This window comes from Streptomyces sp. NPDC001450, assembly GCF_053597295.1.
Window position 1 is genome coordinate 98300 of record NZ_JBSFHY010000024.1, and the last position, 26080, is coordinate 124379.

Annotated in this window: 28 protein-coding genes; 10 read left to right on the plus strand and 18 right to left on the minus strand. The window is 71.1% G+C overall.

Features of this window, described 5'->3' with window-relative positions; translation table 11 throughout:
• Window positions 1-13 precede the first annotated feature (13 nt).
• On the plus strand, window positions 14-487 hold the full coding sequence (locus tag ACWC5O_RS25670; protein WP_450583626.1) for an RDD family protein: 474 nt from the start codon (window positions 14-16) through the stop codon (window positions 485-487).
• A 17-nt stretch (window positions 488-504) separates the two neighbouring features.
• Here ACWC5O_RS25670 and ACWC5O_RS25675 read toward each other — a convergent pair whose 3' ends face one another.
• Window positions 505-2076, minus strand: coding sequence for a cellulose binding domain-containing protein (locus tag ACWC5O_RS25675; protein ID WP_450583627.1), 1572 nt, complete (start codon window positions 2074-2076; stop codon window positions 505-507).
• Between the two features lie 206 nt (window positions 2077-2282).
• Here ACWC5O_RS25675 and ACWC5O_RS25680 point away from each other — a divergent pair, with 206 nt between their 5' ends.
• Both ACWC5O_RS25680 and ACWC5O_RS25685 read left to right on the plus strand, forming a co-directional pair.
• Window positions 2283-2684: a DUF6153 family protein gene (locus ACWC5O_RS25680; RefSeq protein ID WP_450583629.1), complete on the plus strand. Its 402-nt coding sequence runs from the start codon at window positions 2283-2285 to the stop codon at window positions 2682-2684.
• A 79-nt stretch (window positions 2685-2763) separates the two neighbouring features.
• Complete coding sequence (locus ACWC5O_RS25685; RefSeq protein ID WP_450583631.1) at window positions 2764-3387, plus strand: DUF305 domain-containing protein; 624 nt, start codon at window positions 2764-2766, stop codon at window positions 3385-3387.
• Window positions 3388-3449: 62 nt separating this feature from the next.
• Here the strand turns inward: ACWC5O_RS25685 and rocD are convergent, their stop codons facing one another.
• The 8 genes from rocD to ACWC5O_RS25725 form a co-directional block, all read right to left on the minus strand.
• Entirely contained in the window at window positions 3450-4676 is a 1227-nt protein-coding gene (rocD, locus tag ACWC5O_RS25690; protein WP_450583633.1) for an ornithine--oxo-acid transaminase, read from the minus strand.
• A complete protein-coding gene (ddaH, locus tag ACWC5O_RS25695; protein ID WP_450583635.1) occupies window positions 4676-5494 on the minus strand; it encodes a dimethylargininase in 819 nt (272 codons plus the stop codon). Before ddaH ends, rocD begins: the two co-directional genes overlap by 1 nt.
• Before the next feature lie 164 nt (window positions 5495-5658).
• Window positions 5659-6144, minus strand: a complete 486-nt coding sequence (locus ACWC5O_RS25700; RefSeq protein WP_386580595.1) for an Lrp/AsnC family transcriptional regulator — start codon at window positions 6142-6144, stop codon at window positions 5659-5661.
• Between the two features lie 37 nt (window positions 6145-6181).
• Window positions 6182-6349: a hypothetical protein gene (locus ACWC5O_RS25705; protein ID WP_450583637.1), complete on the minus strand. Its 168-nt coding sequence runs from the start codon at window positions 6347-6349 to the stop codon at window positions 6182-6184.
• Between the two features lie 71 nt (window positions 6350-6420).
• Complete coding sequence (locus ACWC5O_RS25710) at window positions 6421-7371, minus strand: cytochrome c oxidase assembly protein (protein ID WP_450583639.1); 951 nt, start codon at window positions 7369-7371, stop codon at window positions 6421-6423.
• A gap of 104 nt (window positions 7372-7475) precedes the next feature.
• Window positions 7476-8501 (minus strand): 6-phosphofructokinase, encoded by a 1026-nt coding sequence (locus tag ACWC5O_RS25715; RefSeq protein WP_450583641.1) that lies wholly within the window; start codon window positions 8499-8501, stop codon window positions 7476-7478.
• A 239-nt stretch (window positions 8502-8740) separates the two neighbouring features.
• Window positions 8741-9469 carry a type 1 glutamine amidotransferase gene (locus tag ACWC5O_RS25720; protein WP_450583643.1) on the minus strand — a complete coding sequence of 243 codons (729 nt, stop codon included), beginning with the start codon at window positions 9467-9469 and terminating at the stop codon, window positions 8741-8743.
• Window positions 9470-9490: 21 nt separating this feature from the next.
• Window positions 9491-10729, minus strand: a complete 1239-nt coding sequence (locus ACWC5O_RS25725) for a MurT ligase domain-containing protein (protein WP_450583644.1) — start codon at window positions 10727-10729, stop codon at window positions 9491-9493.
• A 150-nt stretch (window positions 10730-10879) separates the two neighbouring features.
• On the opposite strand from ACWC5O_RS25725, the gene def reads away from it, so the two are divergent.
• Window positions 10880-11419, plus strand: a complete 540-nt coding sequence (gene def / locus ACWC5O_RS25730; RefSeq protein ID WP_450583646.1) for a peptide deformylase — start codon at window positions 10880-10882, stop codon at window positions 11417-11419.
• A 20-nt stretch (window positions 11420-11439) separates the two neighbouring features.
• Here def and ACWC5O_RS25735 read toward each other — a convergent pair whose 3' ends face one another.
• Complete coding sequence (locus ACWC5O_RS25735) at window positions 11440-12084, minus strand: TetR family transcriptional regulator (RefSeq protein ID WP_389185982.1); 645 nt, start codon at window positions 12082-12084, stop codon at window positions 11440-11442.
• Between the two features lie 171 nt (window positions 12085-12255).
• Here ACWC5O_RS25735 and ACWC5O_RS25740 point away from each other — a divergent pair, with 171 nt between their 5' ends.
• Entirely contained in the window at window positions 12256-13473 is a 1218-nt protein-coding gene (locus ACWC5O_RS25740; RefSeq protein WP_450583649.1) for an acyl-CoA dehydrogenase family protein, read from the plus strand.
• 59 nt (window positions 13474-13532) lie between these two features.
• Here the strand turns inward: ACWC5O_RS25740 and ACWC5O_RS25745 are convergent, their stop codons facing one another.
• The 3 genes from ACWC5O_RS25745 to ACWC5O_RS25755 all read right to left on the minus strand — a co-directional run bounded on the left by ACWC5O_RS25745 (window position 13533) and on the right by ACWC5O_RS25755 (window position 16424).
• A complete protein-coding gene (locus ACWC5O_RS25745; RefSeq protein ID WP_450583708.1) occupies window positions 13533-14030 on the minus strand; it encodes a cupin domain-containing protein in 498 nt (165 codons plus the stop codon).
• Window positions 14031-14148: 118 nt separating this feature from the next.
• A complete protein-coding gene (locus ACWC5O_RS25750; RefSeq protein ID WP_450583651.1) occupies window positions 14149-15363 on the minus strand; it encodes a cytochrome P450 in 1215 nt (404 codons plus the stop codon).
• Complete coding sequence (locus tag ACWC5O_RS25755; protein WP_450583653.1) at window positions 15360-16424, minus strand: type III polyketide synthase; 1065 nt, start codon at window positions 16422-16424, stop codon at window positions 15360-15362. The genes ACWC5O_RS25750 and ACWC5O_RS25755 overlap by 4 nt, the downstream gene beginning before the upstream one ends.
• A gap of 164 nt (window positions 16425-16588) precedes the next feature.
• Between ACWC5O_RS25755 and ACWC5O_RS25760 the strand changes: the two genes are divergently transcribed.
• The gene (locus ACWC5O_RS25760) at window positions 16589-17248 is read left to right on the plus strand and encodes a thiaminase II/PqqC family protein (RefSeq protein ID WP_450583655.1); all 660 of its coding nucleotides are present in this window, start codon (window positions 16589-16591) and stop codon (window positions 17246-17248) included.
• Here ACWC5O_RS25760 and ACWC5O_RS25765 read toward each other — a convergent pair whose 3' ends face one another.
• The 5 genes from ACWC5O_RS25765 to ACWC5O_RS25785 form a co-directional block, all read right to left on the minus strand.
• A complete protein-coding gene (locus ACWC5O_RS25765; protein WP_386580618.1) occupies window positions 17249-17482 on the minus strand; it encodes a DUF6213 family protein in 234 nt (77 codons plus the stop codon).
• Between the two features lie 25 nt (window positions 17483-17507).
• Window positions 17508-18893 (minus strand): NADP-dependent succinic semialdehyde dehydrogenase, encoded by a 1386-nt coding sequence (locus ACWC5O_RS25770; RefSeq protein ID WP_450583657.1) that lies wholly within the window; start codon window positions 18891-18893, stop codon window positions 17508-17510.
• A 121-nt stretch (window positions 18894-19014) separates the two neighbouring features.
• Complete coding sequence (locus ACWC5O_RS25775; RefSeq protein ID WP_450583659.1) at window positions 19015-19488, minus strand: NUDIX domain-containing protein; 474 nt, start codon at window positions 19486-19488, stop codon at window positions 19015-19017.
• Window positions 19485-21023: an ATP-dependent DNA ligase gene (locus tag ACWC5O_RS25780; RefSeq protein ID WP_450583661.1), complete on the minus strand. Its 1539-nt coding sequence runs from the start codon at window positions 21021-21023 to the stop codon at window positions 19485-19487. Before ACWC5O_RS25780 ends, ACWC5O_RS25775 begins: the two co-directional genes overlap by 4 nt.
• 30 nt (window positions 21024-21053) lie before the next feature.
• Window positions 21054-21983 carry an NAD(P)/FAD-dependent oxidoreductase gene (locus ACWC5O_RS25785; protein ID WP_450583663.1) on the minus strand — a complete coding sequence of 310 codons (930 nt, stop codon included), beginning with the start codon at window positions 21981-21983 and terminating at the stop codon, window positions 21054-21056.
• A gap of 78 nt (window positions 21984-22061) precedes the next feature.
• On the opposite strand from ACWC5O_RS25785, the gene ACWC5O_RS25790 reads away from it, so the two are divergent.
• From ACWC5O_RS25790 to ACWC5O_RS25805, 4 genes are all read left to right on the plus strand, one after another.
• Window positions 22062-22643 carry a helix-turn-helix domain-containing protein gene (locus ACWC5O_RS25790; protein WP_450583665.1) on the plus strand — a complete coding sequence of 194 codons (582 nt, stop codon included), beginning with the start codon at window positions 22062-22064 and terminating at the stop codon, window positions 22641-22643.
• Window positions 22644-22748: 105 nt separating this feature from the next.
• The gene (locus tag ACWC5O_RS25795; RefSeq protein WP_450583666.1) at window positions 22749-23720 is read left to right on the plus strand and encodes an NADPH:quinone oxidoreductase family protein; all 972 of its coding nucleotides are present in this window, start codon (window positions 22749-22751) and stop codon (window positions 23718-23720) included.
• On the plus strand, window positions 23717-24898 hold the full coding sequence (locus tag ACWC5O_RS25800; RefSeq protein WP_450583668.1) for an acyl-CoA dehydrogenase family protein: 1182 nt from the start codon (window positions 23717-23719) through the stop codon (window positions 24896-24898). Before ACWC5O_RS25795 ends, ACWC5O_RS25800 begins: the two co-directional genes overlap by 4 nt.
• A complete protein-coding gene (locus ACWC5O_RS25805) occupies window positions 24895-26016 on the plus strand; it encodes an acyl-CoA dehydrogenase family protein (RefSeq protein ID WP_450583670.1) in 1122 nt (373 codons plus the stop codon). The genes ACWC5O_RS25800 and ACWC5O_RS25805 overlap by 4 nt, the downstream gene beginning before the upstream one ends.
• The last annotated feature ends 64 nt before the right edge of the window (window positions 26017-26080 follow it).

The following is a 26080-nucleotide window of genomic DNA, read 5'->3' on the forward strand; positions in this document are numbered from 1 at the left end:
ACTTCCGGCCGGGATGGTCACGCGTACCGTGGCCGCCGTCGTGGACGTCCTCGTGGTGCTCGGCGCGGTGGCGGTCATCCACTTCGGCTACGCGGCGCTGCGGTATCTGCTGGTGGGACCTCCGTTCTCGGCGCCCCAGCTCGGTCTGTGGGGCGCCACGGGCTTCGGCTCCGCGATCGCGCTGGCCTATCTCTCGGGCAGCTGGTGCACGGTCGGGCGCACCGTCGGTGACCAGATGATGGGCCTGCGGGTGACCGGCCGGTCCGGCGCCCGCCTCACCCTCGTGCCCGCCGTGCTGCGGGCCGTCCTGTACCTCGTCTTTCCGCTGGGACTGCTGTGGATCCCGGCCAGCAGGCGCCGGGCCTCCGTCCAGGACCTCCTGGTGGGCAGTGTCGTGGTGCACGACTGGTACGGCCGGTCGCGGCCCCACCCCGGTCCGGCCGGCTCGCCCGGTCCACCGGGTCGTGGCACGGGCGAGCGGCCGTAGGCGGCACCGAGGGCAGGTCAGCCCGTGTACGCCGCGAAGATCTTCGCGAACTCGTAGGGGGACTGCGGGACGTTCGTGCACTGGTACAGGGCCCCGGTACAGGCGTTGCGGTCCCGGGTCGCCTCCCAGAAGGCCAGCTCCCCGAGGTGCTTGCCCTGCGCGAAGGAGACCAGCTGTCGGGCGTCGCCCTGGTCGTAGACGTGGCCGTCGTCGTTCTGGCCGAGCATCGGTGTCACGCCGGTCATCGCCCACAGCTGGGCATCCGACTTGCCCGGGTAGAGCGACCGCAGCTGTGTGAAGGTGGACTGCGCGGCCTGCAGAGCGGCGTCGCCGTAGTCGACGCTCCGGTAGTAGTCCATGGCCATGATGTTCACGAGGTCGAGGTCGACCCCGGCGTCCCGCGCCGCCTCGACCACGTTGAGGCCGTCCGAGGTCAGGCCCTCCGGGAGTACGGGGAGCGTGAGGGAGATCCGCAGCCCGGGGTGGGCCTGCTGCAGACGCGCCAGGGCCTGGGAACGGCGGCTGATCGAGGCCGGGTCGGCGACGGCCGCGCCCTCGATGTCGAAGTCGACATAGGTCAGGTCGTACGCGTTCACGACCGCGTCGTACTCGGTGTAGAGGGAGTCCACCGAGTCGCAGGCCTGGGCCAGTTCGATGCCGGACGCGCCGCCGAAGGAGACCTTCACGTCGCCGCCGTTCGCCCGGATCGCGTCGATCTGGTCCTTGGCCCAGCCGTCGCGCGGGTCATGTGCGTTGAACCACATGGCCTTGCAGCCGGAGGCGGTGACGAACGCCATGGTGTAGCTCTTGAGCCCGCCGGCCGAGGCCATGTCGGGCATGCTCGGGGTGGGCCACGCGCCCATGTCGATGTACGGAGCCGTGTGCACGCCGCCGCCCGGCGGGGTGCCTCCGGAGGAGGTCGTAGCGCTGACCGCCGCGCTGTAGGCGGAGACGTTGCCCGCGGCGTCCCGGGCCCGCACGCGGATCGAGTAACTCGTGTTCGCCTGCAGTCCGGTGACGGTGTACGAGGTTCCGGTCACCGTGACGGCTGTGCCGCCGTCGCGCGAGATGTCGTAGCCCGCGACGGATCCGGAGTCGTCCGTCGCGGCCGTCCACCGCACGGTCAGCGACGAACTGGACGCGGAGCCCACGGTCACCCCGCCGGGCACGCTGGGCGGGGTCGTGTCGCCGCCACCCGAACCACCCGTGCAGGGCGCGCCGCCCAGCCGGCAGTCGGCCGGCGTGCCGGTGCCGCTCGACACCCACCCGAAGGTGGTGCTCGCACCCGGCGCCAACGAGCCGTTGTACTCACGGTTCTTGAAGGTGTAGTGGTTGCCGCTCCGGGTGAGCAGCGCGTCCCAGTACGAGCCGACCGTGGTGCCGGAGGGCAGGTCGAACTCGACGGTCCAGGCGGACAGGGTCGTACTGCCGCCGTTGGTGAGGGTGTAGGCGCCCTGGTAACCGCCGTCCCAGGTCGAGGTCCTGGCGAAGGACGCCGTGGCCGAGCCCGCGGCGAGTGCGGGTGGTGGGGCCAGGAGCAGGAGCAGTGCGCCGAGGAACAGGGCGACGAGTGCTGATGGTCTTCGCATCGCTGCCTCCGCTGGGGAGTTGGGCGCCGGGCCGGCGCGCGAGGCCGCACAGGATTGGTCCATACCAAGGGATGGCATGTACATATCGATTGGCTGGACCCGCGTCAAGGGCTCCTCGCGGTACGTAACCTGACGGACCATGCCCGCGCGCCCGCGTCGGCGGGGCCCCGGCTCGTTCACCGCGCGCGACCGATACGATGTCCCCGATGCACAGCACCGGACAGCACACCCGGCGACCGCCCCAGCGGCGGCTGCGCGCGCTGTTCGTGCTGGCGGTGCTGGCCGGGCTGCTGGGCATGCACGCCCTGGCGCCCGGCGGCGGGACGGGGCACGCGGAGCATGCCCGGGCCGCGCACACGAAGGTCGCGGTCATCACCCAGGGCGACTGTCCCGAGGGCGACGGGCACTGCGGCGGCCATCTGATGCACCACGCCGATCCCACCTGCGCGTCCGGCGCCGTGAACGGCGGCCCGCGGCCGCCCGCGCTCGTACCCGACCCCGTGACCGCCCCCGCACCGGTCGATGCCCTGCGATCGCGCGCTGTCACGGCGCCGGACGGGGCCCGTGCACCACCCTCCCTGGCGGAACTCCAACTCCTGCGGATCTAGAGGCCGCGACGACCGCATGCGCCGCGGTCGTCCTCCCACGCGTGCCCGAAGACATCGTTCGAACAGCAGGAGTTCCCGTATGACCACCCGTACCCTGACGCGCCGTGCCGCCCTCGTCGCGGTGACCGGCGTCGCCTCCGTCGTCCTCGCCGCCTGTGGCGGTGGCGGCAGCGACCACGCGGGCCACGGCACCTCGGCGAGCGCGAGCCCGAGCCCCTCCGCCCCCGCCACCGCCCACAACGCCCAGGACGTCGCCTTCGCCCAGGGCATGATCCCGCACCACCAGCAGGCCCTGGAGATGGCGCGGCTCGCCGACGGGCGGGCCTCCTCGGCCCGGGTGAAGGACCTCGCCGCCCGCATCGAGAAGGCGCAGGACCCGGAGATCCGCACCATGACCGGCTGGCTGAGGGCCTGGGGTGAGCAGGTGCCGATGGCCGGCATGGACCACTCGGGTCACGCCGGCATGTCCGGGATGATGAGCGAGGACGACATGGCCGCCCTCAAGAAGGCCACCGGCAAGGACTTCGACACGAAGTTCCTGTCCCTGATGGTCGAGCACCACCAGGGCGCCGTCGAGATGGCCACCACGGAGAAGGGCGAGGGCCGGTACGGCCCCGCCAAGGGCATGGCCGACGACATAGTCAGCGCCCAGAACGCCGAGATCGAGGAGATGAAGCAGCTCCTCGGCAAGAGCGAGAGCTAGAGCCGGAGCCGGCCGAGTGGGCAGGGGGCCGGCTGCGTAGCGCCGGCCCCCTGCCCCCGTCCCTAGCCGGCCGCGCCGAGCGCCTTCTCCAGCGCGCCGAGCGCCGAGCGCAGCTCTTCGGCCGTGATCGTCAGCGGGGGCGCCAGCCGGATCGTGGAGCCGTGCGTGTCCTTGACCAGGACGCCCTCCCGCATGAGGCGCTCGCTGATCTCACGGCCGGTGCCGATGGCCGGGTCCACGTCGACGCCCGCCCACAGTCCGCGGGCACGGAAACCGGTCACGCCCCGGCCGACCAGCTCGGCCAGGCCGCTGTGCAGGATCTGCCCCAGGTCGGCCGCCCGGCGCTGGAACTCGCCGGTCTCCAGCAGCTCGACCACCGCCGTGCCGACCGCCGCCGCCAGCGGGTTGCCGCCGAACGTGGAGCCGTGCTCGCCCGGGTGCAGCACGCCCAGCACCTCGCGCCGGGCCACCACCGCCGACACCGGCACGATGCCGCCGCCGAGCGCCTTGCCGAGCAGCAGCACGTCCGGGACCACGTCCTCGTGCTCGACGGCGAGGGTACGGCCGGTGCGACCGAGGCCGGACTGGATCTCGTCGGCGATGAACAGGCAGCCCTTGCGGCGCGTCAGCTCCCGGACGCCGGCCAGGTAGCCGTCGTCCGGGATGACGACCCCGGCCTCGCCCTGGATGGGCTCGAGCAGCACCGCGGCCGTCGTCTCGTCGACGGCCTCCTCCAGCGCGGCCAGGTCGTTGTACGGCACGATCCGGAAGCCGGGCGTGAAGGGGCCGAAGCCGGCGCGGGCCGTCTCGTCCGTGGAGAAGCTGACGATCGTCGTCGTACGGCCGTGGAAGTTCTCCGCCGCGACCACGATCGTGGCCTGGTCGGCGGGGACGCCCTTCACGTCGTACGCCCACTTGCGGGCCACCTTGATGCCGCTCTCCACCGCCTCCGCGCCGGTGTTCATCGGCAGCACCATGTCCAGGCCGGTCAGCTCCGCGAGCCGCTCGGCGAACTCGGCGAGCCGGTCGTTGTGGAAGGCGCGGGAGGTGAGGGTCAGCCGGTCGAGCTGGCGGTGCGCGGCCTCGATCAGCGCCGGGTGCCGGTGGCCGAAGTTGAGGGCAGAGTAACCGGCCAGCATGTCGAGGTAGCGGCGGCCCTCGACGTCCTCCACCCAGGTGCCCTCGGCCCGGGCGACGACCACGGGCAGGGGGTGGTAGTTGTGCGCGAGGACCGGCTCCTCCGCCTTGATCAGGTCGTCGGACGTGCGCTCGTGCGCGGGTGCGGTCATCAGCGGATCTCCTGGGTGCAGCACTTGATGCCACCGCCGGCCTTGTGGAACTCCGACAGGTCGACGGGGACGGGGACGTAACCGTGGTCGGCCAGGCGCTCGGCCAGCGCCTCGGCCTTGGGGGCGATGAAGACGTGCCGGCCGTCGGACACGGAGTTCAGACCGAAGGCCATCGCGTCGTCGCGGGTGGCGAGCACCGCGTCCGGGTACAGGCGCTTGAGCACCTCCCGGCTCCCCGGCGAGAAGGCCTCCGGGTAGTAGGCGATGTTTTCCTGGTGCCCGCCGTCGAGGACGAACAGCGCCGTGTCCAGGTGGTAGAAGTGCGGGTCCACCAGGGTCAGGCCGATCACCGGGTGGCCGAGGAACTCCTGCGCCTCGCGGTGGGCCTCACGGGTGGTGCGGAACCCGGTGCCGGCCAGCACGTACCGGCCCGTCCACACCAGGTCCCCCTCGCCCTCGGTCACCGCCTCGGGCCGGTAGACGTCGTAGCCGGCCGACTTGAACCACGTGTCGTAGTGGACCGACTCGGGGCGTCGCTCCGGCGCGTGGAACAGGGAGCCGAAGACCCGGCCGCCGACCACGAACGCCGCGTTGGCGGCGAACACCATGTCGGGCAGACCCGGGACCGGGTCGACCGCCTCGACGGTGTGGCCGTGGGAGCGGTAGGCGCGGATCAGCGCCTGCCACTGCTCCTGGGCCAGATCCACGTCGACGGGCGTGTCGGGATGCATCCAGGGATTGATCGCGTACTGCACGGCGAAATGTCTGGGTTCGCAGACAAGGAAGCGCCGAGGGCGCGGCACACGGCTTTCGGGCACAGAGGGTTTCCTCCGCTTTCCTGCGCGTCACTGAGGGTTGGCACAACGGTAGGAAGTGACGGAGGCGGACGACAAGAAATGAAAGCTGCGTGCATGCGCAGCATCGCTGCGTTCTCACCAGGGAGAACGCACGAGAACTGCGCGTTGCGGCGTTTATTTCGCGATCATTCGGGTGCGGCGTGGGTCGCGCCCGCTTCCGGGCTTTCCGGGAGGAGGTGGGACAGCACCATCACGCTGATCGTCTTCCGGATGAACGGTTCGGCGCGGATCCGCTCCAGCACCTCCTCGAAGTGCTCCACGTCCCGCGCCCGCACGTGCAGCAGCGCGTCCGCGCCGCCGGTGACCGTCATGGCCGCCGTGATCTCCGGGTGGTTGCGCACCACCTCCGCCAGGCGCCGCGGCGGGGCCGCGCCCTCGCAGTACACCTCGACGTACGCCTCCGTGCGCCAGCCGAGCGCGGCGGGCTTCACGGTCGCCGTGAACCCGGTCACCACTCCGGTCTCCCGCAGTCGGTCCACGCGCCGTTTGACCGCGGTGGACGACAGCCCGATCGCCGCGCCGATCTCGGCGAAGCTGGTCCTGGCGTTCGCCATCAGCGCGGTGATGATCTTCCGGTCGAGGTCGTCGAAGGAGGCAGCCCTGCTGTTCATGCGGGCACTGTAATCAGCCACGCCCGCGACGAGCGTCCTACGACTGGGTGACGACCATGGCGAGCGTCAGCAGCCCCAGCACCACCCAGCCGAACCACAGCCAGCCGTTGCTGCCGAGCGCGACCGTGTAGGCCGTCACGACGACGAGACCGCCGACGGTCATCGCCCCCATCGCCTTGGTGGAACCGTTCATGGAACCGGGCATCGCGACACCCTCCTCATGGTCCGTCCCTGACCATGGTGCCCCGAACGCCGCCACAACGGCATACCGCGGACTCAGCTCTCCCGCGCGTTGAGCGAGGCCAGATAGGCGTTGTACGCCTCCAGCTCCTTGTCGCCGTCCCGGTCGGCGGCCCGGTCCATGCGCCTGGCCTGCCGCTGCTCGGAGCCGTACCACTGGAACAGCAGCGCGATCAGCACCAGCACGGACGGGATCTCACTGAACGCCCAGGCGATGCCGCCGGCCGCGTTCTGGTCGGAGAGTGCGTCGATGCCGAGCGAGGCGGACGGGTGCTTGAACGTCTCGACCATCGGCTCCGACGCCATCATCAGCGCGATACCGAAGAAGGCGTGGAACGGCATGCCCGCGAACAGCTCCAGCATCCGCATCAGGTGACCCGGCCGGTGGGGCCCCGGGTCCACGCCGATGATCGGCCAGAAGAAGACCACACCCACGGCGAGGAAGTGCACCATCATCCCGATGTGCCCGACCTTCGACCCCATCAGGAAGTCGAACAGCGGGCTGAAGTACAGCGCGTACAGGCTCGCGATGAACATCGGGATCGTGAAGGCCGGGTGGGTGATGATCCGCATGTACCGGCTGTGCAGCAGCGCCAGCAGCAGCTCGCGCGGCCCCTTGCGGCCCTTGCCTGCCACCGGCAGCGCGCGCAGCGCCAGCGTGACCGGGGCGCCCAGCAGGATCAGGATCGGCGACAGCATGCTGATCACCATGTGCTGCACCATGTGCACGCTGAACATGACCATGCCGTAGTCGTTCAGCCTGGTGCACATCACCAGCGCGACGGTCAGCACACCGACGACGTACGACACCGTACGGGCCGCGGGCCACCCGTCCCCACGCCGCCGCAGCCGCACCACACCCCAGCCGTACAGAGCCAGCCCGGCCAGACAGGCGACGAGGAAGAAGGGATCCGCCGACCACTGGAGCCCCCGCCCCAGCGTGAACGGCGGCAAGTCCATCATCATGCCGTGCCCGCTGTGATCCATCCGGCGGCTCCTGATTCGTGGGGGTTGTACGCGTCTGTCCGCCCCCAAGAGTAGAACCGCCCCCGGTCACGGCTGTGACCGGGGGCGGGTTGTTCTCAGCTGAACTACAGGACGCACTCCGCCTCGTCGTACCGCTCCGTGGGAACCGTCTTCAGCGTCTCCACGGCCTCGGCGAGCGACACCATGACGATGTCGGTCCCGCGCAGCGCGGTCATCATGCCGAACTCCCCGCGGTGCACGGCTTCCACCGCGTGCCAGCCGAACCGCGTGGCCAGCACCCGGTCGTACGCCGTGGGCGTCCCGCCCCGCTGCACATGCCCCAGGATCACCGGCCGGGCTTCCTTGCCGAGCCGCTGCTCCAGCTCGATCGACAGCTGCCGGGCGATCCCCGCGAAGCGCTCGTGGCCGTACATGTCCTTGCCGCCCTCGTCGAACTCCATGGAGCCGGGCCGCGGCTTGGCGCCCTCCGCGGCGACCACGATGGCGAACCGCTTGCCCGCCTCGAACCGCGCACCGACGCGCGCGGCCAACTCCTCGATGTCGAAGGGCCGTTCCGGTACGACGATGGCGTGGGCGCCGGCCGCCATGCCCGAGTGCAGCGCGATCCAGCCGGTGTGCCGGCCCATGACCTCCACCACGAGCACCCGCTGGTGGGACTCGGCGGTGGTCTTCAGCCGGTCCAGGGCCTCGGTGGCGACACCGACCGCCGTGTCGAAGCCGAAGGTGACGTCCGTGACGGCGATGTCGTTGTCGATGGTCTTCGGGACACCGACGACGGGCAGGCCGTTGTCCGACATCAGCCGGGCCGCCTTCAGCGTGCCCTCGCCGCCGATCGGGATGATCGCGTCGAGGCCCAGTTCCGCGACATGGCCCTTGGCCCGCTCCACACCGTCCCGCAGGTGCGAGGGCTGGACCCGGGAGGAGCCGAGGATGGTGCCGCCGCGGGCCAGGATGCCGCCCACGGCGTCGAGGTCGAGCTTCATGTAGTCGCATTCCAGGAGGCCCTTCCAGCCGTCCCGGAAGCCGATGACCTCGTCGCCGTGGTCGGCGACGGCACGGTGCACGACGGACCGGATGACGGCGTTCAGGCCGGGGCAGTCGCCGCCGGACGTGAGGACACCAATGCGCATAGCCCGAAATACCTTCTCAACGTGGGCCGGAAAACCGGACCACGTCGTCCGGCGGATTCCCGGTCACCCTACCGGCGGGAGGGGGTGGCTCCGTAGCGGGCGTCCGCCTGCTGGACGCGCCCGCACATGTGAGCGGACGGCACGTCAGGCGGGCTCGCTACGAGCCCGCCTACGACAGTGCCGGAACACGCTGAGACGGCGCTGAAACGACGCTTACGCAGGCTGCTGCGCAACTGTGTTCACGCAGGCTGCTGCGCAGCCGCGATGCGCTCGTTGCGGAGCGCGTCGTACCAGCGGTCGTCGATCGGTGGCAGCGCGTTGACGTCGAGCGCCAGCTTCAGCAGCAGATCGGCGATCAGCGGGTTACGGGCCAGCACCGGGCCGTGCATGTAGGTACCGAAGACCGTCCCGTTGTACGCGCCCTCCGTCCCGTCCCCGGTGCCGTTGCCCCGGCCCAGGCGGACCTGGGCGAAGGGGCGGGCGGAGGGGCCGAGGTGGGTGACGCCCTGGTGGTTCTCGAAGCCGGTCAGCTGGGGCAGGCCGAGCTGCGGGTCGATGTCCGCGAGGACGTCGCCGACGCACCGCTCGCCCTCGCCGCGCACCGAGACCACGTCGAGCAGGCCGAGGCCCGGCTCGCGCTGGCCGAGGTCGTTGATGAACTCGTGGCCGAGGATCTGGTAGCCGGCGCACACGGAGAAGACGATCGCGCCGTTCTCCACCGCGCGGTGCAGATGGCCGTCGCGGCGCAGCCGCTCGGCCGCGAGCCGCTGCGGCCGGTCCTCGCCGCCGCCGATCAGGTAGATGTCACCGGAGGTCGGGATCGGCTGGTCGCTGCGCACGTCCAGCCGGGCCACGTCCAGGCCGCGCTGCCGGGCCCGGCGCTCCACGACGAGCGCGTTGCCCTGGTCGCCGTAGGTGCTCAGCAGGTCGGGGTAGATCCACACCAGCCGCAGTTGGTTGTCGCTCATGAGGTGATCGCCCTTCGAAGATCAGTTGCCGACGCGGCGGCGCAGGTCCTGGAACGCGGTGTAGTTCGCGATGACCTCGATCCGGCCCGGCGGGCACATCTGCACGGCCTGGTCGAGGTTCTCGCAGACCTGGAAGTGCTGGTTCGCGACCTCCAGACGGACGGCGAGGTCCAGCTTCCGGTCACCGATGACGAAGATCGGGTGGCCGGTCAGCCGGGTGTAGTCGACGTCCCACAGCCAGGAGGTGTCGGTACCGTCGGCGCCGCGGGCGTTCACGGACAGGATCACCGGGGCGGGCGGCGGGTCGATCAGGGAGAACGTCTCCAGCCAGCCGGCCGGGTTCTTCGCCAGCAGCAGCCGGAGGTCACGGCCCTCGAACTGGACGACGTCGTAGCGTCCGGCGACCGCCTGCACCTGGTACATGCGCTCCAGGGCGACCTGCGGCGGCACCCCGAAGACGGCGGCGACGGCCGCGGAACTGGCCGCGTTCGCCTTGTTGGCGCGACCCGGCAGCTGCAGGTGGATCGGCCAGGCGGACCCGTGCGGATCCAGCACATGGTCCCCGGACAGTGCCCAGGTGGGCGTCGGCCGGCGGAAGCCGCACTCGCCGCAGAACCAGTCGTCACCGGGGCGCTGCATCACGCCACCGCAGGACGGGCAGGACCAGGCGTCGTCCTTCCACATCTGCCCGGCTGCGACCCAGATCACATTCGGGGACGAGGAGGCGGCCCACACCACCAGCGGGTCGTCGCAGTTGGCGACGACGGCGGCCTTGGTTCCGGCGAGGCCCTCGCGCCAGTTCTCCGCGAGCATCCGGGTCTCGGCCGCGCGGTCCAGCTGGTCGCGCGAGAGGTTGAGCAGCGCGATGCACTTCGGGTCGGTGTCCCGGGCGACCCCGGCCAGGTATTTCTCGTCGACCTCGATGACGCCGAACTTGGCCTCCGAGCCCCCGGCCAGTGCCGAGGTGATGCCGGCCGGCATGTTCGCGCCGAGCGCGTTCGAGACGACCTGGCCCGCGGCCCGCAGGGCCTCCGCGATCAGCCGGGTGGTCGTGGTCTTGCCGTTGGTCGCCGAGACCAGGACGACGTCCAGGTTCTGGGCGAGCCGGGCGAGGAGATCGGGGTCGAGTTTGAGTGCGACTCGGCCACCGATCACCGATCCGCTGCCGCGTCCCGCGGCGCGCGACGCCGCCGCGACCGCCTTGCCCGCGGTCACGGCCAGCTTGGCCCGCGGCGTGAGCGGGTCCGAGTTGCCTGCCATCAGTTCTCGATCCTCCTTGCGTACGCGCCGCGCCTGGGGCCATCCGGCTACGTGGTGTGGGCCTCAGCCTATCGAGATCCATTCGCACACCCGAATCCCGGCCCATGCCTGGCTGCGGGCATGAACTGAACGAACCGTACCCTTGCCGCCATGCGACACGGCTCGATCCCGGGCGCCCACGGGCGCGTCCGGCCTCTTTCCCTGCTCCACGACCCCGTCCTGCACGAGCCCTGCCGGGACGTCACGGACTTCGGCCCCGAACTGGCCGGGCTCGTGGAGGACTTGTTCGCGACCATGTACGCGGCCCAGGGGGTGGGCCTGGCCGCGAACCAGATCGGCGTGCCGCTACGGGTGTTCGTCTACGACTGCCCCGACGACGAGGACGTCCGACATCTCGGACATGTCGTGAACCCGCGCCTGGTGGAGGCGGACGGCGTGGTGATCCGCGGCCCGGAGGGCTGCCTGTCCCTGCCGGGCCTGGAAGCGGGCACGGAACGCTACGACCACGCGGTCGTCGAGGGTTTCACGGTGGCCGGCGAGCCCGTCACCGTCCACGGCACGGGCTTCTTCGCCAGGTGCCTGCAGCACGAGTCCGACCACCTGGAGGGCGCGGTGTACGCCGACCACCTCAAGGGCTGGCGCCACCGCAAGCTGATGAGACAAATCTCCCGATCTTCATGGCGCCGCTGAGCTGTGTGCGTCAGGGGCGGTCAGAACCCCGGACCGCCCATCTTGTCCCCGGCCGCCGCAAGACGACCCCACAGCAAATCAGCGAGAGACCTCACCAACTCGGCCCGGGAGCACGGCCGCTCCCCGAGCCACCAGTCCCCGGCCGCATGCATCATCCCGACGATCCCATGCCCCCAGACCCGAGCCAGCTGCTGACTCCCGGGCCCGAGATCCAGCCGCTCCTCGATGACCTGAGCCAACTCCTCGCCCATCCGCCGAAGCAGCGGAGCCGAATGCTTGCCGACGTCGAAGCCCGGTTCGCCCCCCTGGCTTCCCTCCGCCGGATGCATGAGGAACCGATACACCTGTGGTCGTGCCTCGATCGCCGCGAGGTAGGTGTCCAGCGTGGACTCGACGCGCTCCCGCCGTTCGGCCGGGGCGTCCAGTGCCGCCCGCAGTGAGTCGAGCAGGGCGTCCGTGTGCCGCTTGGCCAAGGCCGCGTACAGCCCGCCCTTGTCGCCGAAGTGGCGATACAGGATCGGCTTGGTGATTCCGGCCTCCGCGGCGATGGCGTTCATCGAGGCCTGCGGACCATCACGCAGAACGACTCTGTCCGCCGCCTCCAGCAGCTCGCGCCGTCGGCGGTCGGCGGACCGCTGCTGATCGGTCCGCTGCGTGGTGTCCATGTGCTCTCCCCACCCGTGCTGATTCGGTGACGCCTGCGCAAACTAACACTGTCCACGCCGCTCACATCGAACGGGATGCCGACGCGTCATCGGGAGTTGACTTTTCCTACCGGTCAGTAACAGACTCGGGTTACCGCTAGTAACACTGTATGCGCCGCCGCTGGAGGGGACATGGCCGAGTTCACCATGGAGCTCAACGACGAACAGAAGGAGGTCCGGGACTGGCTGCACGGCTTCGCCGCCGACGTCATCCGCCCCGCGGCCGCCGAATGGGACGAGCGCGAGGAGACTCCCTGGCCGGTCATCCAGGAGGCCGCGAAGGTCGGCATCTACTCCCTCGACTTCTACGCGCAGCAGTACTTCGACCCCACCGGCCTCGGTATTCCGATGGCCATGGAGGAGCTCTTCTGGGGCGACGCGGGCATCGCCCTCTCCATCGTGGGCACCGGCCTCGCCGCCGTGGGCGTTCTCGCCAACGGCACCGAGGAGCAGATCGGCACCTGGATCCCCCAGATGTACGGCGACGCGAACGACGTCAAGGTCGCCGCGTTCTGCTCCTCCGAGCCCGACGCCGGCTCCGACGTCGCCTCCATGCGCACGCGTGCCGTGTACGACGAGGCCAAGGACGAGTGGGTGATCAACGGCACGAAGACCTGGGCGACCAACGGCGGCATCGCCAACGTCCACGTCGTCGTCGCGGTCGTCGACCCGGAACTGGGCTCCAAGGGGCACGCCTCCTTCATCATCCCGCCGGGCACGCCGGGGCTGTCCCAGGGGCAGAAGTTCAAGAAGCACGGCATCCGCGCCTCGCACACCGCCGAGGTCGTCCTGGAGAACGTCCGCGTTCCCGGCTCCTGCCTGCTCGGCGGCAAGGAGAAGCTGGACGAGCGGCTCGCCCGGGCGAAGGCCTCCGGCGGTGAGCGGGTGCGGAATGCGGCGATGGCGACGTTCGAAGCGAGCCGCCCCGCTGTCGGCGCGATGGCTGTCGGTACTGCTCGGGCTGCCTATGAAGTTGCTCTTGACTACGCCAGGACACGGGAGCAGTTCGGGCGCCCGATCATCGACAACCAGGGGGTGGCCTTCCAGCTGGCGGACATGCGGACACAGATCGACGCGGCCCGGCTGCTGGTCTGGCGGGCGTCGTGGATGGCGGTCAACGGGAAGCCGTTCACCGCGGCTGAGGGGTCGATGTCGAAGCTGTTCGCCAGTGAGACGGCGAAGAAGGTGACCGCCCAGGCCATTCAGATCCTGGGTGGTAACGGGTACACCCGTGAGTACCCCGTCGAGCGGATGCATCGCGATTCCGCGATTTACACGATCTTCGAGGGTACGAGCGAGATCCAGCGGCTCGTCATTGCCCGGACCTTGTCCGGCATGCCGATTCGGTAGCGCCGTAGGGGTGCGGGTGCGCTGCGGGGCTGTGATACAGCCCCGCGCTCCTTACGGAATCACCTGTGCCTGAGTGGAGTCAGTTGCTGGATGTCGTACTTGGCGCGTAGTTCCTCTATCGCCTCCTGGTCCGGCGGCCCCCCGTTCCCCAGGATCTCCAGCAGCTCCTCGAAGTAGCGCTCGTGATCGGGCGGCGGGGACGCCTGGAAGAACATCTTCGCCGGGGTGTCCGTCGGGTTGGCGAAGGCGTGCGGGCAGCCGGGGGGTACGACGATCACCGTGCCCGGGGTTGCCCGTACCACTCGGCTGCCCGAACTCGACTCCCACTTCTGCCAGTTGTCAGGGGTGCGGACGCGTGGCTCGAAGGCGAGCACGTCCAGTTCACCTTCGAGGACGTAGAACAACTCCTCGCTGCGTGTGTGCACATGGGCACCGACGTCGAAGCCCGGCGGGACCTCCACCTCGAAGGTGGAGGCCATCCGCGAATGGGCGCCGGTGACCTTGAACGTCACGCGCTGGGCGGACGTCGCCACGACGCGGCCATGGCCCGGGGGCACGAGCAGCCCCTCGGCATGGGTCGCCTCCTGGACCGGCACGTCCGACTGGGTCTGCGCCACTCCTCGGGCCGCGGGCCCTTCGGGTACCGCCAGCCCCTCGGTCGTCGTCATAGGCCGCTCACCACGTCACGGGCAGGGCCTCGGGCCCTCGGATCAACGCGCCCTTCCGGAAGGGCACCTGGCCGGGCGGTACGGCGAGCCGCAGGCCCGGCACCCGGTCCAGCAGGGCGTTCACCAGCAGCTCCGACTCCAGCCTCGCCAGCATGCCGCCGGGGCAGTAGTGCGGGCCGAAGCCGAACGCCAGGTGCGGGTTGGGGCTGCGGGAGAAGTCGATCGTCTCCGGGTCCGGGAAGACGTCCGGGTCGCGGTTGGCGGCCAGGTAGGAGACGTAGATCGCGTCGCCCGCGCGGATCCGTACGCCACTGATCTCCACGTCCTCCAGGGCGACCCGGGAGAGGCCGACGGCGTTGCGGTGCGGGATGTAGCGCAGCAGTTCGTCGATCGCCCTCGGGCGGATCCCGGGGTCGGAGCGCAGCCGTTCGACCAGGTCGGGGCGGGTCAGCAGCAGGTAGAACATCTGCCCGCTGTTGTTGGTGACCGCCTCGCCACCGATCTGGAGGAGGACGCAGAGACCGACGGCCTCCTCCAGGGTGACCTCGCCCCGGCCCACCGCGGCGCCGAGCAGCGAGGTGACGTCCTCGGCCGTGCTGCCCTCGCGCAGCCCGATGAGGTCGGAGAAGTAGGCGCTCATCTCGTGCTTGGCCTTCTCGCTGGCCTCCTTGCCGTGCGCGGAGGACAGGATCAGCTGGGTCCAGGTGTGCATGCCGTGCCGGTCGGCCGCCGGGACGCCCATCAGCTCGCAGATCACCGCGATCGGGAAGGGGCTGAGGATCGTCGCCGTGAGGTCGGCGGGCGGGCCGTCCTGGAGGAGTTCGTCGACCAGCTCGTCCAGCATGCCGCGCGCCTGCTCACGGACCCGATCCACGCCCTTCGCGGTGAACGCGGCGGCGACCGTGCGGCGCAGCCGGGTGTGGCCGGGCGGGTCCAGGAAGCCGACCGCGCCCGGGTCCGGGACGTAGTGCGGGGCGAGCCGGGTCACCTGCCTGCCCATGACCGCCTCGCGGCTGAAGCGGGGGTCGTTGGTCACCATGCGGACGTCGTCGTACCGGGTGACCAGCCACGCCCAGCCCTCGCCGTTGGGCAGCTGGATGCGGGCGACCGGGCCCTCGCGCATCAGGTCGGCCAGCACCGGGTCGAAGTCCGTGCCGGTCAGATCGACGGCCGGCCAGTGCCGGATCGGGGGCAGGGTCTCGGTGAGGGTCTCCTCGCTCATCGGGTCATCCCGCCGTCCTTGACCCAGCGGCCCACGGTCATCTCGGCGGTGATGCCGGGACCGAAGCCGGCCAGCAGCCCGCGCGCCCGGTGCTCGGCACCCCCTTCCTCGAACAGCCGGCGCAGCGCGTCCAGCACGACGGCGCTGGCGATGTTGCCGTACTCGGTGAGCGTGGCCCTGCTGAACCGGAACGCGTGCGGGTCGACCTGCAGGAACTTGCTGAGGTCGTCGAGAATTCGGGGCCCGCCCGCGTGGATGATGTAGAAGTCCAGGTCGGCGGCGTCCCAGCCGTGTGCGCCCGCGAGGTCCTGGAGCGCCGGGGCGAGCGGCTCCATGGTGGTCGGCACCCGCTTGTCCAGCAGGAAGTGGAAGCCGGTGGCCCGGACGTCGTACGCGATCCAGTCCTCGGTCTTGGGGATCAGGTACGAGCCGTTGTGCTCCAGCTGGACGCCCGTGCCGCCCCGGCCGCGCACCACGGCCGCGGCGATACCGTCGCCGAACAGGCCGTTGGACAACAGGGAGCCGACGCCGAGGTCGGTGGGCTGGTAGCACAGCGAGCAGAACTCGCAGGCCACGATGAGCGCGTTGCCCTCCGGATAGGCCGAGCAGAAGTCGTGGGCCCGGTTGATGGCCGCGCCGCCGGCCGCACAGCCCAACTGGGCTATGGGGAGCTGGCGGGTGGTGGACGGGAAGTCCATCTCGTTGATCAGCCACGCGGTCAGCGAGGGCATCATGAAGCCCGTGCACGACACGTAGATGATGACATCGATGTCGGAGGTCATGACCTCCGCGTCGTCGAGCGCGCGCTGGATCACCGCGGGGACACGGGCCTTCGCCTCGGCCTCGTAGAGCTTGTTGCGATCCTCGAACCCGGGGTGCTTCAGGGTCTCCTCGATGGGCTGCACGATGTGCCGGGTGCGGACGCCCGTGTTCTCGATCAGCCGGAGGGCCAGCGGGAGCTGGGGGTGGTCCGCGTGGTGCGTACGTGCCAGCTCCAGCGTCTCCTCCATCGTGATCACGTGTTCGGGTACGGACACCGAGGGTCTGCACAAAGTCGCCATGAGCCGTCCCTGCTTTCGCCGTCCGGCGGGCCTGCGCCCGCCGGTCAGAAGGTGGTCCACCCAGGTTCACCCGAGGGGGCGACGATCTCTCGTCGGGTTACTCCGAATCGGGGACAACGGGTAGGGATCGGACCTGAAGCCCGTACGACCCCTCGGAGGACCCGATGACGCCCAAGGCCGCAGAACTACTGGCCACCACGACCGCCCAACTCGCCCCGGACCCGCGGACCAACCCCGTGGTCCCACTGATCGCCAGGGGTGAGGCGAGCCGCGCGACTCTCACCACCCTGGCCCTGGAACAACAGTGGGTGATCCCCGCCGACCACCGCGCTTTCCTGCATCTGGCACGCAGCACGACCGACTCTGCGGCCATCGCCTTCTTCACTTCCCTCGCCGAGGGCGAGGCGATGGCGGCGGAACGGCTGGTCGCCTTCGCAGACGCCTGCGGCGTGTCCGAGGAGCAAACGCACGCGTACGTTCCCCGCTCCGGCTGCCAGGCCTACCCCGCCTACGTCTCCCGGCTCGCCCTCAACGCCTCCCCGGCAGACGTCATCCTGGCCATCACTGCCAACTTCTCGGCGTGGGGCGGCTATTGCGCCCGCATCGCCGAAGGCCTGCGCCACCACTACGGCTTCTCGGACGAGGCCTGCGCCTTCTTCGACCTCTTCGCGGAACCGTCCCCCGACCTGGACGCGCAGGCGACGGAGGCGGTGCAGACGGCCCTGGGCACCGGTCACCTGAACACAGACCTGGCCCACACCTACGGGAGCCTGCTCCAGGCGTACGAGGCGATGTTCTGGAACTCGCTGAGGGAAGCGCCCTAGCTACGGCGCCCCGCTACTGTGCGCGATACAAGCCACGTCGATACGATCCGCGAGCTTCGCCAGCTCAATGGTCAACGCGGCGACCGTATCCTCGTCGAGCCCCTGCTCTCCGGCCTCGACAAGATGCAGCCACCGCCCACCCACGGTCCGCAACAACTTACTCACGTCGGCCGCAGCCACCTGCAGGGCACCGCGGTCGTCGACGATCAGAGGCAGAGTCACTTCGCGGTTCACAAACGGGATGGTAGCCGCGCAGCCCTCACGCACCCTGCCAAACCGTGGTGATGTTGCAGAACTCCCGGATTCCGTGCCCGGACAGCTCACGCCCGTACCCGGACCGCTTCACGCCGCCGAACGGAAACGCCGGATGGGAGGCGGTCATCCCGTTGACGTACACGCCACCCGCCTCCAGGTCCCGAGCGAACCGCTCCACCTCGTTCTCGTCCCGCGTCCACACGTTCGAACTCAGCCCGAAGAACGAGTCGTTCGCGATCAGGATCGCCTCGTCCAGGTCGCCGGCCCGGTACAGCGTGGCGACCGGCCCGAACGCCTCCTCGCGGTGGATGCGCATCTCCCGGGTGATGCCCGCGAGCACGGTCGGCGGGTAGTACCAGCCCGGCCAGTCGGGACGTTCCCCGCCGCACAGCACCTGGGCGCCGCTGCGCTTCGCGTCGTCGACCAGCTCCTCCAGGTCGGCCCGTCCCTGCTCGGTGGAGAGCGGCCCGATCTCGGTGTCCTCCTCCAGCGGGTCACCGATCTTGAGCGCCTTCATGCCCGCGACGAACTTCTCGGCGAAGGCGTCGTACGCGTCGGTGTGCACGATGAACCGCTTGGCCGCGATGCAGGACTGTCCGTTGTTCTGCACCCGCGCGGTCACGGCGACCCGCGCCGCCCGGTCGAGATCGGCGGAGGGCATGACGACGAACGGGTCGCTGCCGCCCAGCTCCAGCACCGTCTTCTTGATCATCTCGCCGGACGTGGCGGCGACGGCCCGCCCGGCCGGCTCGCTGCCCGTGAGCGTCGCGGCCTTCACCCGCTCGTCGCGCAGGATGCCGTCGACCGCTCCCGAGCCGACCAGCAGTGTCTGGAAGCAGCCCTCCTTGAAGCCCGCCCGGTGGAACAGGTCCTCCAGGTACAGGGCCGTCTGGGGGACGTTCGAGGCGTGCTTGAGCAGGCCCACGTTGCCCGCCATCAGCGCGGGCGCGGCGAAGCGGATCACCTGCCACAGGGGGAAGTTCCACGGCATCACGGCGAGGACGGGCCCGAGCGGCCGGTAGCGGACCCGGACCCGCGAGGCGCCGGAGTCCCGTACGTCCGCCTCGGCCGGTTCCTCGTCGGCGAGCAGTCCCTCGGCGCGTTCGGCGTACCAGCGCATCGCCCTGGCGCACTTCGCGGCCTCCGCGCGAGCCTGCTTGACCGGCTTGCCCATCTCGGTGGTCATGACCCGGCCGATCTCCTGCTGGTCCTCGTCCAGCAGGTCGGCGGCCTTGTTCAGCAGTCGGGCGCGTTCGGCGAACGTGGTCGTCCGGTACGTGCGGAACGTCGCCTCGGCGAGCTGGAGCCGGCGTTCCAGCTCCTCCTCACCCATGGACTCGTACGTCTTGAGCGTCTCGCCGTTCGCCGGGTTCACCGTCGCGATGGGCATGGCTGACCTCCCTGGGAGCGGGCTTGCTTCGACCTTCGCGCGCGGCGGTGGGGACCGCAACGCGTAGGGCGCCGTATTGATTGTTCGCCCTCCGGGGCGCTCCAGCCGGTACGGCTCACGGTCAGCCCGAGTGCTCCGCCAGCCGGTCGAGAAACGCGGCCTGAGCCGTGATGATCAGCGCACGGGCCCGGTCCAGACCGAACCACGCCACCCGGTCCAGCTCCGGGAACTCCTGCGTCCGCCCGGACCTCGGCGGCCACTCCATGGTGAAGGTGCCGGGGTCGATCGCCTCCGGGTCCAGGTCGGCCTCGATCGCCCACACGGTCACGATCTTGCCGTTGGCCTGCGCGACCTCGCCCAGCGGTACGGCCTCACCGTCGGGCGGCGCCAGCCCCAGCTCCTCGCGGAACTCGCGCCGGGCCGCCTCCCACGCGGGCTCGTCGGGCTCGTACTCGCCCTTGGGTACGGTCCACGCTCCCGCGTCCTTCTTCGCGAAGAAGGGACCGCCCATATGGCCGAGCAACACCTCCAGCCCGTCGTCGGCGTGCCGGAACAGCAGCAGTCCCGCGCTGCGCTTCGTCGTCCGCACCGTCACGGCCTGACCTCCGGGTGAGCCGCCAACAGGGCCTCCACGGTATCGGCCTCCCCGGCCCTCTTGTCCTCGCGGTAGCGGACCACGCGGGCGAAGCGCAGGGCGACGCCGGCCGGGTAGCGGGAGGAGCGCTGCAGGCCGTCGTAGGCGATCTCCACGACGAGTTCCGGGCGGACGGTGACCACCCAGCCGTCGTCCTCGACGGCCAGTTCCCGCAGCCGCTCGGTCTGCCAGGCGAGCATCGCGTCGGTCATGCCCTTGAAGGTCTTGCCGAGCATCGCGAAGGTGCCGTCCGGGTTGCGGGCGCCGAGGTGGAGGTTGGAGAGCCTGCCGGTGCGGCGGCCGTGGCCCCACTCGGCGGCCAGGACGACCAGGTCGAGCGTGTGCACGGGCTTGACCTTCAGCCAGGACGCACCGCGCCGGCCCGCGCTGTAGGGGGCGTCCAGCGCCTTGACCACCACACCCTCGTGGCCGCGGGCGAGGGTGTCGGCGAGGAAGCGTTCCGCTTCGGGAATGTGCCGCGGCCCCGACGCCACGGTCCGGCGGACCCGCAGCGGCCCGGGCACCAGATCGGCCAGCAGCGCGTGCCGCTCGGAGAGCGGGAGGTCGAGCACGTCCTGGTCGCCGACCAGCAGCACGTCGAAGAAGACGGGGCAGACGGGCACCTGTGCGGCGGCTTTCGCCACGTCGGTCCGGGAGCCCACCCGGCCGGCGGTCTCCTGGAAGGAGCGGGGCCGGCCGTCCGCGCCGAAGGAGATCACCTCGCCGTCGAGGACGAACCGGTCGCACGCCAACCCCAGGGCCGCTCGGGTCACTTCGGGCAGCCGGCCGGTGATGTCGTCCAGCGTCCGGGTGTGGATCCGTACCGCGCTGCCCTCCCGGTGGACCTGGACCCGGATGCCGTCCAGCTTCTCCTCCACCGCGCACGAGCCCAGCTTCTCGACCGCCTCGGCCACCGAGGAGGCGCTCTGCGCCAGCATCGGCAGCACCGGGCGGCCGACCGTGAGCCGGAACCGGTGCAGCGCTCCGGGCCCCTGTGCGAGCAGGGCCTGCGCCACCGTCTGCAGCGATCCGGCGAGCATCACCGCCCGCCGTACGTCCGCCGGATCCGCGCCGGTCGCCTGGGCCAGACCCTCCACGGCGACCGCGTCCAGCGCGCCCTGCCGGACCTCGCCGGTGAGCAGGCCGCGCAGGAAGCGCTGCTCCGCCTCGGTGGCCGCGCCCATCAGCTCGCCGACGATCCGGGCCCGTTCCGCCTGGGAACCGGCCCCGGAGACCTGGCCCAGCTCGCTGAGGCGGGCGTCGACCTCCCGCACGGTCAAGGAGGGCTCGGCGGCCGGCGGGACCGGGCGGCTCAGCACCTTCCAGCCGACGCCGAGCCGCCCCTGGGGGAGCCGTCCGGCCAGGTAGGGGATGACGATCGGCACGTCGTCCGCCTCCGCGTCCCGGAACAGCTCCGCGAGCAGCGCGGTCTTGCGGGACCGGGCGGCCGTCGCGGCGACCTCCCGGGACACCTCGGCGAGCCGGGACAGCAGCATGCAGTCATGGTTGCACCGCAGATGCGGGGTCTACACCCGCACGGCCGCGTCGAGGTCGGCGAAGAGCAGCTCGCCGTTGATCGCCGCCCCGGCCCGGTAGCCACGGCTCGCCGCGTTCACCACCTGCTCGGCGAAGCCGCCGGCGTTGCCGGCCGCCCACAGGCCCGGCACGGTCGTCAGGCCCCGCTCGTCGATCGCCGGGAAGCTGCCGAAGGGCGTCTCGCGCAGCTCCGCGCCCAGCCGTACCAGCAGGGCGTTCTGCGGAACGGCACGTGGCGCGACGTACAGCACCTCACGCTCGTGGACCGTGCCGTCCGCGAGCCGGACGCCGGTGAGCCGGTCCTCCGCGGCGAGCACCTCCGCGACCTCACCGGGTACCACGCTCACCCCGGCGGCGGCCAGCCTGCGCCGGTCCTCCTCCGTCAGCTCCGTCTCCCGCACCTCGTGCAGGAAGAACCGCACGTCCTTCGACCACTGGGTCACCATCAGCGCCTGGTGCACGCTCATCGGGGTGCTCGCGAGCACGCCGGTCGCCCGGTCGCGGGCCTCCCAGCCGTGGCAGTACGGGCAGTGGATCACGTCCCGGCCGAACCGCTCGGCGATCCCCGGGAGCGGCGGCAGCTCGTCCTTCAGGCCGGTGGCGACGACCAGCTGCCGCGCCCGTACGGTCCGGCCGCTCGCGAGCACCACGGTGAAGTCCTCGGCCCTGGTCGCGTCCACGACCCGGTCCCGGACCAGCTCCACGCCGTACCGCGCGATCTCCTCGCGCCCGACCGCCAGGAACTCGGCGGGCGACATGCCGTCCCGGGACAGATAGCCCTGCAGGTGTGCGGACGGCGCGTTGCGCGGCTCGCCCGCGTCGACCACCAGGGTGCGTCGCCGGGCCCGGCCCAGCACCAGTGCGGCGGACAGGCCGGCCGCGCCGCCCCCGACCACCACCACTTCGTATTTCTCGGTCATGGTGACCACCTCCGCGTCCGACGGTCGCCCGCACCCTGCCGTGTTGACAAACGTCTTTGCCGAATCTGCAATACGGGCATGAGTACCGACGGCACCGACGACGTTCTGGCGGGCGTGGGCCCGAGGCTCCGGCGGATCCGCAAGGAGCGGGAGGTGACCCTGGCGGCGCTGTCCGAGGCGACCGGCATCTCGGTCAGCACCCTGTCCCGGCTGGAGTCCGGCCTGCGCAAACCCAGCCTGGAGCTGCTGCTGCCCATCGCCCAGGCCCACCAGGTGCCACTGGACGAGCTGGTCGGCGCCCCGCCGGTCGGCGACCCCCGGGTGCGGGCGAAGCCGCTCGAGCGGCACGGCCGTACCTTCTGGCCGCTCACCCGCCAGCCCGGCGGCCTCCAGGCCTTCAAGGTCCGCGAACCCCAGCGCAGGCAGGAGCCGGAGCCGCGCACCCACGAGGGCTACGAGTGGCTGTACGTGCTCTCGGGCAGGCTCCGGCTGGTGCTCGGCGAACACGACGTGGTGCTGTCGGCGGGGGAGGCGGCCGAGTTCGACACGCGGGTGCCGCACTGGTTCGGGTCGACGGGAGAAGGGCCGGTGGAGTTCCTGAGCCTGTTCGGGCCGCAGGGGGAGCGGATGCACGTACGGGCACGGCCGGCTCGCAAGTGACGTGCCCGACGGCCAGTGACGCACCCGACTGTTTCCCGAATGGCAAGCGACCGCTTAGTATGCGATCGGACCCGGTCAGACGAAGCAGTCCCGTGGAGGCCCCGCATGCAGGCATGGCAAGTGCACGAGAACGGCGAGCCGAGCGAGGTGATGCGCCTGGCCGAGGTGGAACGGCCCACGCCCGGCGAGGGCCAGGTGCTGCTGCGCGTGCGTGCCGCCAACATCAACTTCCCCGACGCCCTGATGTGCCGGGGCCAGTACCAGGTACGGCCGCCGATGCCCTTCACACCCGGTGTGGAGATCTGCGCCGAGACCGAGGACGGCCGCCGGGTGATCGCCAACCCCGCGCTGCCGTACGGAGGCTTCGCCGAGTACGCGCTCGCCGACGCCCGCGCCCTGCTGCCCGCGCCCGAGTCCCTGGACGACGCCGAGGCCGCCGCGCTGCACATCGGCTACCAGACGGGCTGGTTCGGCCTGCATCGCCGCGCCCACCTGCAAGCGGGGGAGACCCTGCTCGTGCACGCCGCCGCCGGCGGTGTCGGCAGCGCGGCCGTGCAGCTCGGCAAGGCGGCCGGGGCCACGGTGATCGGCGTGGTCGGCGGCGCCGACAAGGCCGCCGTCGCCCGGGAGCTGGGCTGTGACGTGGTCGTGGACCGCCGCTCCGAGGACGTGGTCGCCGCCGTGAAGGAGGCCACCGGCGGCCGGGGTGCCGACGTGATCTACGACCCCGTCGGCGGCGCGGCCTACGCCCAGTCCGCCAAGGTCGTCGCCTTCGAGGGCAGGATCGTCGTGGTCGGCTTCGCCAGCGGCACCATCCCGAGCCCCGCGCTCAACCACGCCCTGGTGAAGAACTACTCGATCCTCGGCCTCCACTGGGGCCTGTACAACACCAAGAACCCGAAGCTGGTCCTGCACTGCCACGAGCAGCTCACCGAGCTGGCCGCACGGGGCGCGATCAAGCCGCTGGTGAGCGAGCGCGTACCGCTCGCCGACGCCGCCGCGGCCGTGCAGCGGGTCGCCGACGGGGTGACCACCGGCCGGGTGGCCGTGGTCCTGGACAAGGGAGCCGTCGCATGATCGACGCTGAAGAACTGATCCGCCGCACAAGGGAGTTGCTGGCCGCGCATCCGCCTGCCGCCACCGACCGCCTCGACTTCCTCAAGGCCCGCTTCGACGCGGGGCTGGCCTGGGTGCACTACCCGGCGGGCCTCGGCGGACTCGGTGTCCCGCGCTCCCTGCAGGTCGTCGTGGACGCCGAGCTGGAGGCGGCCGGCGCTCCCGACAACGACTCGCGCCGCAACGGCATCGGGCTCGGCATGGCCGCCCCGACGATCCTCAAGTACGGCACGGAGGAGCAGAAGCAGCGCCATCTGCGACCGCTGTGGATCGGCGAGGAGGTGTGGTGCCAGCTGTTCAGCGAGCCCGGCGCCGGCTCCGACCTCGCCGCGCTCGGCACCCGGGCCGTGCGGGAGGGCGACGAGTGGGTGGTCAACGGGCAGAAGGTGTGGACGTCCGGCGCGCACAACTCCCGCTGGGCCATCCTCATCGCCCGCACCGACCCGGACGTGCCCAAGCACGCGGGCATCACGTACTTCATCTGCGACATGACCGACCCTGGCGTCGACGTCCGTCCGCTGCGGCAGATCACGGGTGAGGCCGAGTTCAACGAGGTCTTCCTCACCGACGTCCGCATCCCGGACTCCCGCCGCCTCGGCGAGGTCGGCGACGGCTGGCGGGTCGCGCAGACCACGCTCAACAACGAACGCGTCGCCATCGGCGGCATGCGACTGCCCCGCGAGGGCGGCATGATCGGTCCGGTCTCGAAGACCTGGCGGGAGCGCCCCGAACTGCGCACCCACGACCTGCACCAGCGGCTGCTGAAGCTCTGGGTCGACTCCGAGGTCGCCCGGTTCACCGCCGAGCGGCTGCGCCAGCAGCTCGTCGCGGGTCAGCCCGGCCCCGAGGGCGCCGGCATGAAGCTCGCCTTCGCCCGCCTCAACCAGGAGATCAGCGGCCTGGAGGTCGAACTCCGGGGTGAGGAGGGGCTCCTCTACGACGACTGGACGATGAGGCGCCCCGAGCTGGTGGACTTCGTCGGCCGCGACGCCGGCTACCGCTACCTGCGCTCCAAGGGCAACAGCATCGAGGGCGGGACCAGCGAGGTCCTGCTGAACATCGTCGCCGAACGCGTCCTGGGCCTGCCCGCCGAGCCGCGCACCGACAAGGACGTCGCATGGAAGGACCTGGCCCGATGAGCACACAGCCGGATCTGCTCTACTCCGAGGAGGAAGAGGCGCTGCGCGCCGCGGTCCGCGACCTGCTCACGGACCACTGCGACGCGGCCGGGGTGATCGCCCGCACCGAGTCGGACGCCCCGCACGACCTCGCCCTGTGGAAGTCCCTCGCCGACGGCATGGGTCTCGCCGGGCTGCTGGTGCCCGAGGCGCAGGGCGGCCAGGGTGCCACCCACCGTGAAGTCGCCGTCGTTCTCGAGGAGTTGGGCCGGGCGGTCGCGCCCGTCCCGTACCTCACCAGTGCGGTCGTGGCCACCGAGGCCCTGCTGGCCTGCGGGGACGAGGAGCTGCTGGGCCGCCTGGCCTCCGGGCGCACCATCGGCGTCCTCGCGGTCGGGCTGCACTCGGCCCCGGGTGCCGCCTTCAAGACCGTACGGCTGGAGAACGGGACCCTGAGCGGGCAGTTGACGGGCATCGCGGACGCGGCCGCCGCCGACGTCCTGCTCGTTCCGGCCGACGACGGCGGGCTGTACGCCGTGGCCGCCGACGCCGTGACCGTCACCCCGCAGACCTCCCTGGACCTGACCCGCCCGCTCGCCACCGTCTCCCTCGACGGCGTGTCCGGCCGCCGGATCGGCGACGCGGAACCCGCCGTACGACGGGCCGTGCGCAGCGCCGCCGGACTGCTCGCCTCCGAGCAACTCGGTGTCGCCGACTGGGCGTTGACCGAAACCGTCCGGTACCTGAAGGAGCGCAAGCAGTTCAACCGGCCGGTCGGCGGCTTCCAGGCGCTCAAGCACCGGCTCGCCCAGCTGTGGCTGGAGGTCGTCAACCTCCGGGCCGCCGCGCGCGCCGCCGCCGACGCGCTGTCCCCCAAGCTCTCGGCTTCGCTTGAGCAGGGAGGTGCCCCCACCGGCGAGGACACCGACGTCACGGTCGCCGTCGCCCAGGCGTACGCGGCGCCTGTCGCCGTCCACGCGGCCGAGGAGGCGCTGCAGCTCCACGCCGGAATCGGCATGACCTGGGAGCACCCGATCCACCTGTACCTGAAGCGGGCCAAGGCCGACTCGATCGCCTACGGCACCGCGGGCGCCCACCGGGAGGCCCTGGCCGAACTGGTCGACCTCCAGGCGCCCTGACGTACGGCGCGTGAAGCCCGCCCCACCCGGGGCGGGCTTCTTCGTGCGCGCACCCGCCGCCAAG

Bases quoted from the DNA above. Each gene is read 5' to 3' on its own strand.
- ACWC5O_RS25790 (WP_450583665.1), top strand. From the start codon at position 22,062: ATGAGTACCGACGGCACCGACGACGTTCTGGCGGGCGTGGGCCCGAGG.
- ACWC5O_RS25715 (WP_450583641.1), bottom strand. From the start codon at position 8,501: ATGCGCATTGGTGTCCTCACGTCCGGCGGCGACTGCCCCGGCCTGAAC.
- ACWC5O_RS25675 (WP_450583627.1), bottom strand. From the start codon at position 2,076: ATGCGAAGACCATCAGCACTCGTCGCCCTGTTCCTCGGCGCACTGCTC.
- ACWC5O_RS25760 (WP_450583655.1), top strand. From the start codon at position 16,589: ATGACGCCCAAGGCCGCAGAACTACTGGCCACCACGACCGCCCAACTC.
- ACWC5O_RS25770 (WP_450583657.1), bottom strand. From the start codon at position 18,893: ATGCCCATCGCGACGGTGAACCCGGCGAACGGCGAGACGCTCAAGACG.
- rocD (WP_450583633.1), bottom strand. From the start codon at position 4,676: ATGACCGCACCCGCGCACGAGCGCACGTCCGACGACCTGATCAAGGCG.
- ACWC5O_RS25740 (WP_450583649.1), top strand. From the start codon at position 12,256: ATGGCCGAGTTCACCATGGAGCTCAACGACGAACAGAAGGAGGTCCGG.
- ACWC5O_RS25750 (WP_450583651.1), bottom strand. From the start codon at position 15,363: ATGAGCGAGGAGACCCTCACCGAGACCCTGCCCCCGATCCGGCACTGG.
- ACWC5O_RS25680 (WP_450583629.1), top strand. From the start codon at position 2,283: ATGCACAGCACCGGACAGCACACCCGGCGACCGCCCCAGCGGCGGCTG.
- ACWC5O_RS25785 (WP_450583663.1), bottom strand. From the start codon at position 21,983: ATGACCGAGAAATACGAAGTGGTGGTGGTCGGGGGCGGCGCGGCCGGC.
- ACWC5O_RS25685 (WP_450583631.1), top strand. From the start codon at position 2,764: ATGACCACCCGTACCCTGACGCGCCGTGCCGCCCTCGTCGCGGTGACC.
- ACWC5O_RS25795 (WP_450583666.1), top strand. From the start codon at position 22,749: ATGCAGGCATGGCAAGTGCACGAGAACGGCGAGCCGAGCGAGGTGATG.
- ACWC5O_RS25720 (WP_450583643.1), bottom strand. From the start codon at position 9,469: ATGAGCGACAACCAACTGCGGCTGGTGTGGATCTACCCCGACCTGCTG.
- ACWC5O_RS25710 (WP_450583639.1), bottom strand. From the start codon at position 7,371: ATGGATCACAGCGGGCACGGCATGATGATGGACTTGCCGCCGTTCACG.
- ACWC5O_RS25700 (WP_386580595.1), bottom strand. From the start codon at position 6,144: ATGAACAGCAGGGCTGCCTCCTTCGACGACCTCGACCGGAAGATCATC.
- ACWC5O_RS25705 (WP_450583637.1), bottom strand. From the start codon at position 6,349: ATGCCCGGTTCCATGAACGGTTCCACCAAGGCGATGGGGGCGATGACC.
- ACWC5O_RS25755 (WP_450583653.1), bottom strand. From the start codon at position 16,424: ATGGCGACTTTGTGCAGACCCTCGGTGTCCGTACCCGAACACGTGATC.
- ACWC5O_RS25735 (WP_389185982.1), bottom strand. From the start codon at position 12,084: ATGGACACCACGCAGCGGACCGATCAGCAGCGGTCCGCCGACCGCCGA.
- ACWC5O_RS25725 (WP_450583644.1), bottom strand. From the start codon at position 10,729: ATGGCAGGCAACTCGGACCCGCTCACGCCGCGGGCCAAGCTGGCCGTG.
- def (WP_450583646.1), top strand. From the start codon at position 10,880: ATGCGACACGGCTCGATCCCGGGCGCCCACGGGCGCGTCCGGCCTCTT.
- ACWC5O_RS25780 (WP_450583661.1), bottom strand. From the start codon at position 21,023: ATGCTGCTGTCCCGGCTCGCCGAGGTGTCCCGGGAGGTCGCCGCGACG.
- ACWC5O_RS25670 (WP_450583626.1), top strand. From the start codon at position 14: ATGGTCACGCGTACCGTGGCCGCCGTCGTGGACGTCCTCGTGGTGCTC.
- ACWC5O_RS25800 (WP_450583668.1), top strand. From the start codon at position 23,717: ATGATCGACGCTGAAGAACTGATCCGCCGCACAAGGGAGTTGCTGGCC.
- ACWC5O_RS25805 (WP_450583670.1), top strand. From the start codon at position 24,895: ATGAGCACACAGCCGGATCTGCTCTACTCCGAGGAGGAAGAGGCGCTG.